Source organism: Ruegeria sp. YKSF070, from assembly GCF_059612725.1.
The window spans coordinates 37,591-46,618 of record NZ_JBXWRD010000038.1; the positions used below are offsets into that span (position 1 = coordinate 37,591).

Below are 9,028 nucleotides of genomic sequence, written 5' to 3' on the forward strand. Positions count from 1 at the left end.
ACAGAGTGATGGCACAAAGGTCAAGCGGAATCGGCCCTCGGGCGGAGTGGAAACGCTCCGGTGACCGTGGTTCGCGTGCGTTCAGCCAGTTTCGCGCCCGATCCTTGGGGCATCCTGCAGTTTCGCGTCGTGATGCGCGATCCAATCGAGGGTCTGGTCGAAAGGCATCGGTTTGCCGATCCCGAAGCCCTGAACATGGTCGCAACCCAGCTGCGCCAGCAGCGCATGTTCGCCGACGGTTTCCACCCCTTCGGCCAGGGTTTCCAGTTCGAGCCGCTCCGCCATCGTCAGGATTGCCGCGATCAAGCGCTGCTGTTCGGGGTCGCGGTCAGCCTTCATCACAAAGGACCGGTCGATCTTGATGCGCGAGATATCAAAGCGGCGGATCGACGCGATCGAGGCATGGCCGGTGCCGAAATCGTCCAGGTCGATGCGGCAGCCAAGCTTGCCCAGCCCTGCGATGTTACGGGTGATCACGTCATCGGGCGTGTTCGAGAACACGGTTTCCAGGATTTCCACCGACAGCCGGTCCGGAGTCAGGTCAAACCGGTCAAGCTCCCACTGGACCCGTTCGACAAGGCCAGGATTGCGCAACTCGTCGGACGCGAAGTTGACGCCGACCCGGGGCACATCGACCCCCGCGCTGTCCCAGGCCTTGACCGCCGTCAGGGCGTGATACAGCATCACTTGCCCCAGACGCTCCATCAGCCCGGCCTCTTCGATCACCGGCAGGAAAACGTTTGGCGTCAGCAGGCCGCGCGCGGGGTGGTTCCAGCGCGCCAGCGCCTCGAACCCGGTGACCTTGCCGGTGTCGGTCGAGATCTGGGGCTGGTACCAAGGCTGAATCTGCCCGTTTTCGAGTGCTGCCTGAACCTCATCGCGCAACTGAGATGCACCGCCCGGCCTACGCTCCATATCCGGGGCATAGGCCCGGATTGAGGAGGGGCCGGCGCCCTGCGCCGCAGCCAGGGCCACATTCGCGGCATCGAGCCAGTCGCTGGCGCTATGTCCGGGGGCCCGGCGGTTCTGACAGAAGCCGATCGAGCAGGATACATAGACTGCCACCCCATTGAGAGAGATCGGGTCCTCTACCGCGCTCTGCATCCGGCCCGCGAGTTGGATACACAGTTCCAGATCCAGTTGCGGCACCGGCGCCAGGCAGACGGCAAATCGTTTGTCACCCAAGCGCGCCACCACATCGTTGTTGCGTAGCGCGGCCAGAATGCGTTCGCCACTGCGTTGGGCGACAAGGTCGCCTGCTGTCTGTCCGTGATGGTCCACCAGTTCGGCATAATCGTCGAGTTCAATGAGAAAACAGGCCGATTTCCGGTCGGTCTCGGCCGCCATCGCGTGAATATGGGTCGCCGCGCTTTCGAACCCGTCCCGAAGCATCAGACCGGTCACGCTGTCACGCGGCACCTGATAGGTTGCGGGCCATTTGCCGAAGGCCCCGGCAAAAGCGAACATCAAAGGCAGGCCCAGAGACGCCAACAGCAGGGCAATCTCGCCCCCCAGCCAGAACGCCCCAAGAGTGATTGCGGGCAAGAAGGCCAAAATCGGCGGGCCTGTCAGCACCGGCACGATTGCATGTCGAATTCGGGTCAGGGACGGTTTTATCCGCATAGGGTCTACTGGCCTTTCGCAAGGCGCAACGCGCGCCTTGTTGGACCGTAGGAAACCAGTCTGAGTCAGACGTTAACGCAGCAGCGGAATTTCCCCAAAATTTTCGCCTTTTTCACGGGAACCCAATTCAAGCCCCTGAAAATCGAAGAGTTTCGGGTCCAGCAAATGCGACGGACGCGCATTCATCAACGCCCGGAACATCACCTGGCGCCGGCCGGGTCGATTCTTCTCCCAGCCGTCGAGGATCTGTTTGACCTGCTGACGTTGCAACCCGTCCTGGCTGCCGCAGAGGTCGCAGGGGATGATCGGATAGTTCATCGCTCGCGCGAATTTCTCGCAATCGGCCTCGGCCACATGGGCGAGCGGGCGAAAGACGAACAGGTCGCCCTCTTCGTTGACCAGCTTGGGCGGCATTGTCGCCAGACGGCCGCCGTGAAACAGGTTCATGAAGAAGGTTTCCAGGATATCGTCGCGGTGATGACCCAGCACCACCGCCGAACACCCCTCTTCGCGGGCGATCCGGTAGAGATTGCCGCGCCTGAGCCGCGAGCAGAGCGCGCAATAGGTGCGCCCCTGAGGCACCTTGTCGACAACAACTGAATAGGTGTCCTGATACTCGATCCGGTTGGGCACGCCCATCCGGTCGAGGAATTCGGGCAACACGGTCGAGGGAAAGCCGGGCTGGCCCTGATCCAGGTTGCAGGCCAGCAGGTCAACCGGCAGCAGGCCACGCCATTTAAGCTCGTAGAGAACCGCCAGAAGCGTATAGCTGTCCTTGCCGCCGGACAGACAGACCAACCATTTGGGCGTGCTGCCATCGGCGCGGCGCTCGACCATGCCATACTGTTCGATCGCCTCGCGCGTGTAGCGCACGATGCGTTTGCGCAGCTTCTTGAACTCGGTCGTCGCGGGGGCGCCGGCAAAAAGCGGATGGATGTCTTCGTTCTCGTCCAGCATGGGCGCGCCTTACAGTGTTTGTGCCTGCCGGGCAAGCGCCGCGCTCAGCCCTGCGCGGCCCAGACATAAGCGACATAGGCCAGCAGCAACAGGATGCCCGCGCCGCGGCTGACGCCTGCACGCCACAAGAGCAGCACGCTGAAGACGACTGCAGAGGCCAGTGCGACCGGCAGGTCGAACAGGGCAAAGCGCGAGGCTACCGGAATCGGTGCGATGACGGCGGTGGCGCCCAGGATGCCGAGAATGTTGAAGATGTTAGAACCGATGATATTGCCCACCGCGATCTCGGACTGGCGGCGGAATGCTGCGATGACCGAGGTCGCAAGCTCGGGCAGCGAGGTGCCGACGGCGACGATGGTCAGGCCGATGAAGGCATCCGAAACCCCCAGTCCCTGTGCGACCGAGACCGCGCCATCGACCAGCAGCCGCGCGCCGATCATCAGGCCCAGCAGGCCCGCACCGATCAGCAGCGGAGTGACAAGGGGGCGTGAGGGCAGTTCCGGCAGGTCTGTTTCGGCGTTGTCGGCGCAAGAGCCGCCGGATTGACGGTAGGACCAGATCAGGTAGGCAACGAGAGACAGCAGCAGGAACAGGCCCACGACCCGGGTCATCTGGCCGCTCAGCAGAAGTGGCGCCAATACCACGGTTGCCACCAGCATCGCCGCCAGATCGCGCCACAGACCCGCAGATTTACAATTGATCGGCCAGACCAGGCTCGTGATGCCTCCGATCAGCAGGATGTTTGCGATATTCGATCCCATAATGTTGCCCAGGGCGATATCGGGCACGCCACGCAACGCGGCGTCGACCGAGACCAGCAACTCCGGGGTCGAGGTGCCAAATCCGACGACGGTCAGACCAATCAAAAGTGGCGACAGACCAAGCCGGCGGGCCAGACCGACGCTTCCACGCACCAATGCCTCGCCGCCAAGAAACAAACCGATCAGCCCGGCGGCGATGTAGAGGTAATCCAATTTCAGATATCCCGGCTAGGTGGTGTCCGACTGCGACTGATACCTGTGCGCAGCATTGCTGCGCTGCAAGATGGGGCAGGAAATATACTGCCCCATGTCGGCGGAGCGGAGCCCAGCATCAATCAGCGGGCGGGTGGCTCGGTTTGCCGCTGTCGACCTTGGGGTCGGGGACCGGATCGTAGCCGTCGCTGCCCAGCGGGTGACAGCGTCCGATCCGTCGCGCGGCCAGCCAGCTGCCGCGAATGGCCCCGTGTTTCTCCAGTGCCTCCAGCGCATAGGCCGAGCAAGTCGGTTGATAGCGGCAGTTGAAACCGACCCAGGGCGAAAAGATCAACCGATAGGCGCGCACGGGCAGTGCCAGAATATGGGCAAGCGGGGTCATGGCGCCAATCTAGGGTGCAGGCCTGTCACTGCCAAGCATGTTGCGACGAAATGGAGTGGGTCAGGGTTTGGGCGCGTGCAGCTTGCGCAGCGCCCGGCGCAGATCGTCCAGCAGCCCCTCAAAGGGGCGCGTGGCGGTATCGTTGGGGCGACCGATCAGCACATAGTCCCAACCGGGGCGACCCATTTCCGGCAACACCAGCCGCGCGGCCTCGCGCAGGCGGCGTTTGGCGCGATTGCGGGCCACGGCGTTGCCGACCTTCTTGGAACAGGTGAACCCGACACGGATGCCCGGCGCCTCACCCTCGGCGCGTTTGCGGGCCTGGACCATCATCGAGCCCGCGCCCTGACGACGCGCACGCGCGGCCTTCAGGAAATCGCTGCGCTTGCGCAGGACAGTTATCCGGCTTGACGCGCAAACGGACACCGCCGGAGGCGTTTCCCCGTGGTTGGCGGTGCCATCCCTGGGGGCCTCCGGCGGTGTCATATCCGTCAGAACGGGTCGCAGCGCTTAGGCGCTGAGTTCCTTGCGGCCACGCGCGCGGCGTGCGTTCAGGATCTTGCGGCCGGCCTTGGTGGCCATGCGCGCGCGGAAGCCATGGCGGCGTTTGCGAACCAGGTTCGAAGGCTGATAGGTGCGTTTCATCGCTCCGTACTCCAATTTCTTGCGGTCGGGCGCGGCGCGGATTCGCCACCCGTGTGTCTGTCGAAGCCCGTCCTCTAATGCCAGAGGCCGGGCAAGTCAAACCCTCTGAGAGGGGTTTTGCGGGCTTTTGCAACAATTTCCCCCCGACCGCCAGAAGAAAGGTTTCAGTTTCCCGGCGCAGGCGGTGTTTTTCTCACGTTTTTATCCCTTTGCGTTCAACCGAGCGTGAATACCCTGTTGTTTGACGGCGCGGGTCTGCATCTTGGGGACAATATGAAGCCCGACCCTGAAACAAATCCGGAACCGATGCGCCAAACCGCCCAATCCGCGCCGCGTCGCATGCTGCGCCATTTGCCGTTGATCGCAATCGTTCTGGTCGCGGTGGTCGGGGCCGTCACCCTGCGCGACTATCTCAGTTTCGATACGCTGGCCGCGAATCGGCAGGCGCTGCTGGCCTATCGAGAGGCGCATTATGCCGCGATGGCGGCAATCTTCGTCTGCATCTATGTGCTGATCGTGGCCTTTTCCCTGCCCGGTGCGGCGGTGGCCTCTATGACAGGCGGATTTCTGTTCGGCCTGGCGGTCGGCACCGTGCTGAATGTGCTCGCGGCCACCATCGGGGCGGTTGTGATCTTTCTGGCCGCCCGCGCCGGGCTTGGGGCGATGTTGACCGCGCGGCTCGAGGCCTCCGAGGGCGCGGTAAAACGGCTCAAGGACGGGCTGCGGCGCAACGAGGTCGAGGTGCTGTTCCTGCTGCGGCTGGTACCAGCGGTACCGTTCTTCGCGGCCAACCTGATCCCAGCGCTGGTTGGGGTAAAGCTGCGCAACTATGTGCTGACCACGGCGCTGGGCATCGTGCCCGGCGCGATCGTTTTCACCTGGATCGGGGTGGGGTTGGGTGGCGTGTTCGATCGCGGCGAAACTCCTGACCTGTCTCTGTTCCGGGAACCCTTCGTGATCGGACCTATCCTGGGTCTTTGCCTGTTGGCGGCGCTGCCCATCGTCATCAAGACCCTGCGCGGAAAGCGGGAGGAAATGTGATGGAGCGGATCAAGACCGACCTGCTGGTGATCGGCGCGGGGTCCGGCGGCTTGTCGGTGGCGGCGGGTGCCAGCCAGATGGGCGCGCGGGTGGTGCTGCTTGAAGGGCATGAAATGGGGGGCGACTGCCTGAACTATGGCTGCATTCCCTCGAAGGCGCTGCTTGCCAGTGCCAAGGCAGCACATGCCAAAGCCAGTACCGCCCGGTTCGGCGTGACCGACCAGGTGGCGCAGGTGGATTTCGCGGCGGTCAAGGATCACGTTCGGGAGGTGATCGCGCAGATCGCGCCGGTCGACAGTCAGGACCGGTTCGAGGGGCTGGGCGTGCGGGTGATCCGCGAATACGGGCATTTCGTTTCACGGACCGAGGTGCAGGCCGGCGCGCACCTGATCACTGCCCGGCGCATTGTCATAGCCACCGGCTCGACCCCCTTTATCCCGCCGATCCCGGGGCTGGACAGTGTGCCCTATCTGACCAACGAAACCCTGTTTGACCTGCGTGAGCGGCCTGATCACCTGCTGATCATCGGCGGCGGCCCCATCGGGCTGGAAATGGCGCAGGCGCATGTGCGGCTGGGTTGCAAGGTCACCGTGATCGAGGCCGACCGCGCCTTGGGCCGCGAGGATCCCGAGGCGACAAAGCTGGTGCTTGATCACCTGCGCGCCGAAGGCGTCGAGATCGCCGAGGACACCGCCGCTGCACAGATCCGCGGCCAGGCCGGCGCCATCGAAGTGGTCAGCGCCGAGGGGCGCATCTTTGCGGGCAGCCATCTGCTGGTGGCGGTCGGGCGCAAGGCCAGCACCGACCGGCTGAACCTTGAAGTCGCGGGGGTCGAGATCACGCGCACCGGCATCCGGGTCGATGCGTCGCTGCGTAGCAGCAACCGCCGCGTCTATGCGATCGGCGACGTGGCGGGTGGCCTGCAATTCACCCATGTGGCGGGGTATCAGGCCGGGGTGATCCTGCGCTCGGCCCTGTTTGGCCTGCCCTCCAAGGCGCGAACCGATCACATCCCACGCGCTACCTACACCGACCCTGAACTGGCCCAGATCGGCCTGACCGAGGCGGAGGCCCGCGACACGCACGGCGATAGGGTCGAGGTGGCCCGGTTCGACTACCTTCATAACGACCGCGCCATCGCGGAACGCCGCACCGAAGGATTCATCAAGGTGATGGTGGTTCGGGGGCGTCCGGTTGGTGTCACCATCGTCGGACATCAGGCCGGGGAACACGTGAACTTGTGGTCGCTGGTTCTGGCCAATAATCTGAAGATGAGTCAGGTTGCGGCGATGGTGTCTCCGTACCCAACAATTGGTGAGATCAACAAGCGCGCGGCGGGGGCCTATTTCTCGCCGCGCCTGTTCGAAAATCAGACAGTGAAACGGGTGGTCGGGCTGGTACAGCGCTGGCTTCCCTGACGGGAAAGGACATCATGCTGAACTCGCTTTCGGGCCGGTTTCTGATCCTGACGGTCGCCTTCGTGATGTTGGCCGAAGTGCTGATCTTTGTACCCTCGATCGCGCGGTTCCGTCAGGATTTCCTGCAAAACCGGCTGGAAAGGGCGCAGATTGCCTCGCTGGCGCTGCTGGCTGATGACATGTTGGCCACCGATCTTGAGGCCGAGTTGTTGGAAAACGCCGGGGTATACAACGTGGTACTGCGCCGCGACGAGGTACGGCAGCTTATGCTCAGCTCTCCGATCCCCGGACAGATCGGGCAGAGCTATGATTTGCGTCAGGCCTCGCCCTGGATCCTGATGCGCGATGCGCTGTTGCGGTTCTTCATGTCCGAGAACGAGGTCATCCGGGTGATCGGCGAACCGGTCAAGGAGGCCGGATTGCTGATCGAGGTTACGATGGACAGCCAACCGCTCAGGACGGCGATGATCGACTATGGCGCGCGGATCCTGCTGTTGTCGCTGGTAATCTCGGTCATCACCGCCTTCTTCCTGTTCCTTGCGGTTCGTGCGATCCTGGTGCGCCCGATCAGAAGCGTTGTCGACTACATGCAGCGCTATGCCCGCGCGCCAGAGGATGTGCGCGGCATCATCACCCCCAATTCCAGCGTGACCGAGCTGCGCGAGGCCGAGGAAGCCCTGCAAATGCTGCAACGCCAGATCACTCAGGCGCTACGCCAGCGTGAACGGTTGGCGCAACTGGGCGGTGCCGTGGCAAAGGTCAGCCATGATCTGCGCAATATCCTGACCTCGGCGCAGCTGTTCACCGACCGGATTGAAACCAGCGAGGACCCACTGGTACGCCGGATGGCGCCGAAGCTGGTCAACTCGATCACCCGCGCGGTGTCGCTGTGCGAAAGCACGCTGGCCTTTGGTCGGGCCGAGGAACCCTCGCCGATGCTCACGATGGTCCGCCTGCATGCGGTCGCCGAGGACGTGGTCGCCAGCGAGCGGCTTGCGCTGGGCGAAGGCGCGGTAGAGATCGTCAACGAAGTGCCCGAGACGTTGAGCGCACGGGCCGATCCCGAACAGCTGTTCCGGGTGGTGATGAACCTGGTGCGCAATGCGCGCCAGGCGCTGGAGACAACCAGACAGCCCGGCCTGGTCGCGGTTTCGGGCCACGAGACAGAGGCGGATTGGGTGATCGAGGTGCGCGATACCGGCCCGGGTTTGCCGCCTAAGGCACGCGAAAACCTGTTCACGCCGTTCCAGGGCGGCGTGCGTAAGGGAGGCTCGGGCCTGGGCCTGGCGATTTCCGCCGAACTGGTGCGCGGTCACGGCGGCGCATTGGTTCTGAAAGACAGCGGACCGGGCGGAACCGTCTTTGAAATAAGGCTCCCGAAAGGGGGCGAAACTTTTTGATCGATTTTCGCAGAATCGGGTTGCGCCCCTCCGGCCTAAAGTCTAGATAGCCCCTCACCAAGCGGACCGATAGCTCAGTTGGATAGAGTACTTGACTACGAATCAAGGGGTCGGGGGTTCGAATCCTCCTCGGTCCGCCATTTGCCCCTGAAATCATTGGCAAATAGCGAAAGGCAAAGTTCCTACCCGCCAAAAATCCCGCCAACTGATTTGCGATTGGATGCTACCGCTTGCAACAGTTGATTGTAGCGGCCAAGAAACTTGGCTTCCCGAAAAAAAATCCTAGCTCCGCTCGCCTTGCCGCCAAACCAACAGTTCAATCCCCGAGAGTTCATGCATTGAATTGGGCTGAAAGGGCCTCAGCCTGTTGAAGCACAGTGCGAACCGCTGTGTCCTGTAGATCAGGCCGGTACAACCACACCGTTTTGGCGGATCAGTCATGCTGCGCAAAAACACTTGATTGGGAAGGCCCCGATAGGCATTGTTGCAGAACTCCCGCCTGAAGCGTGACTTCCCCTTTCCCCATTGATGTCATTCCACACGAACGATCTCGGCGGTGCCGAGTGCGTTGAAGCGGTTCATGAGAGC

Annotated in this window: 9 protein-coding genes and 1 tRNA gene; 4 read left to right on the forward strand and 6 right to left on the reverse strand. The window is 62.9% G+C overall.

The annotated features are described in order from the left end of the window. Window positions 1-81: 81 nt before the first annotated feature. From AC2FL1_RS17180 to rpmH, 6 genes are all read right to left on the reverse strand, one after another. Entirely contained in the window at window positions 82-1,623 is a 1,542-nt protein-coding gene (locus AC2FL1_RS17180) for a putative bifunctional diguanylate cyclase/phosphodiesterase (protein ID WP_496825534.1), read from the reverse strand. A gap of 72 nt (window positions 1,624-1,695) precedes the next feature. Then, window positions 1,696-2,580 (reverse strand): tRNA 2-thiocytidine(32) synthetase TtcA, encoded by an 885-nt coding sequence (ttcA, locus tag AC2FL1_RS17185; RefSeq protein ID WP_011046293.1) that lies wholly within the window; start codon window positions 2,578-2,580, stop codon window positions 1,696-1,698. A 44-nt stretch (window positions 2,581-2,624) separates the two neighbouring features. Further along, window positions 2,625-3,554 (reverse strand): calcium/sodium antiporter, encoded by a 930-nt coding sequence (locus AC2FL1_RS17190; RefSeq protein ID WP_496877741.1) that lies wholly within the window; start codon window positions 3,552-3,554, stop codon window positions 2,625-2,627. 118 nt (window positions 3,555-3,672) lie between these two features. Beyond that, window positions 3,673-3,936 carry a membrane protein insertion efficiency factor YidD gene (gene yidD, locus AC2FL1_RS17195; RefSeq protein ID WP_496825537.1) on the reverse strand — a complete coding sequence of 88 codons (264 nt, stop codon included), beginning with the start codon at window positions 3,934-3,936 and terminating at the stop codon, window positions 3,673-3,675. Between the two features lie 60 nt (window positions 3,937-3,996). Then, a complete protein-coding gene (gene rnpA / locus AC2FL1_RS17200; protein ID WP_496825539.1) occupies window positions 3,997-4,422 on the reverse strand; it encodes a ribonuclease P protein component in 426 nt (141 codons plus the stop codon). A gap of 24 nt (window positions 4,423-4,446) precedes the next feature. Then, a complete protein-coding gene (gene rpmH, locus AC2FL1_RS17205) occupies window positions 4,447-4,581 on the reverse strand; it encodes a 50S ribosomal protein L34 (RefSeq protein WP_008554144.1) in 135 nt (44 codons plus the stop codon). Window positions 4,582-4,887: 306 nt separating this feature from the next. Between rpmH and AC2FL1_RS17210 the strand changes: the two genes are divergently transcribed. The 4 genes from AC2FL1_RS17210 (at window position 4,888) to AC2FL1_RS17225 (ending at window position 8,580) form a co-directional block, all read left to right on the forward strand. Further along, window positions 4,888-5,622, forward strand: coding sequence for a TVP38/TMEM64 family protein (locus tag AC2FL1_RS17210; protein WP_496877742.1), 735 nt, complete (start codon window positions 4,888-4,890; stop codon window positions 5,620-5,622). Next, window positions 5,622-7,040 (forward strand): dihydrolipoyl dehydrogenase family protein, encoded by a 1,419-nt coding sequence (locus tag AC2FL1_RS17215; RefSeq protein ID WP_496877743.1) that lies wholly within the window; start codon window positions 5,622-5,624, stop codon window positions 7,038-7,040. The genes AC2FL1_RS17210 and AC2FL1_RS17215 overlap by 1 nt, the downstream gene beginning before the upstream one ends. 14 nt (window positions 7,041-7,054) lie before the next feature. Beyond that, the gene (locus AC2FL1_RS17220) at window positions 7,055-8,440 is read left to right on the forward strand and encodes a sensor histidine kinase (protein ID WP_496877744.1); all 1,386 of its coding nucleotides are present in this window, start codon (window positions 7,055-7,057) and stop codon (window positions 8,438-8,440) included. Between the two features lie 63 nt (window positions 8,441-8,503). After that, a tRNA-Arg gene (locus tag AC2FL1_RS17225) sits at window positions 8,504-8,580 on the forward strand. The last annotated feature ends 448 nt before the right edge of the window (window positions 8,581-9,028 follow it).

Excerpts from the sequence above, each read along its gene's own strand:
- AC2FL1_RS17215 (WP_496877743.1), top strand. The coding sequence starts at position 5,622 with ATGGAGCGGATCAAGACCGACCTGCTGGTGATCGGCGCGGGGTCCGGC.
- AC2FL1_RS17180 (WP_496825534.1), bottom strand. The coding sequence starts at position 1,623 with ATGCGGATAAAACCGTCCCTGACCCGAATTCGACATGCAATCGTGCCG.
- AC2FL1_RS17210 (WP_496877742.1), top strand. The coding sequence starts at position 4,888 with ATGCGCCAAACCGCCCAATCCGCGCCGCGTCGCATGCTGCGCCATTTG.
- rnpA (WP_496825539.1), bottom strand. The coding sequence starts at position 4,422 with ATGACACCGCCGGAGGCCCCCAGGGATGGCACCGCCAACCACGGGGAA.
- AC2FL1_RS17220 (WP_496877744.1), top strand. The coding sequence starts at position 7,055 with ATGCTGAACTCGCTTTCGGGCCGGTTTCTGATCCTGACGGTCGCCTTC.
- ttcA (WP_011046293.1), bottom strand. The coding sequence starts at position 2,580 with ATGCTGGACGAGAACGAAGACATCCATCCGCTTTTTGCCGGCGCCCCC.
- yidD (WP_496825537.1), bottom strand. The coding sequence starts at position 3,936 with ATGACCCCGCTTGCCCATATTCTGGCACTGCCCGTGCGCGCCTATCGG.
- rpmH (WP_008554144.1), bottom strand. The coding sequence starts at position 4,581 with ATGAAACGCACCTATCAGCCTTCGAACCTGGTTCGCAAACGCCGCCAT.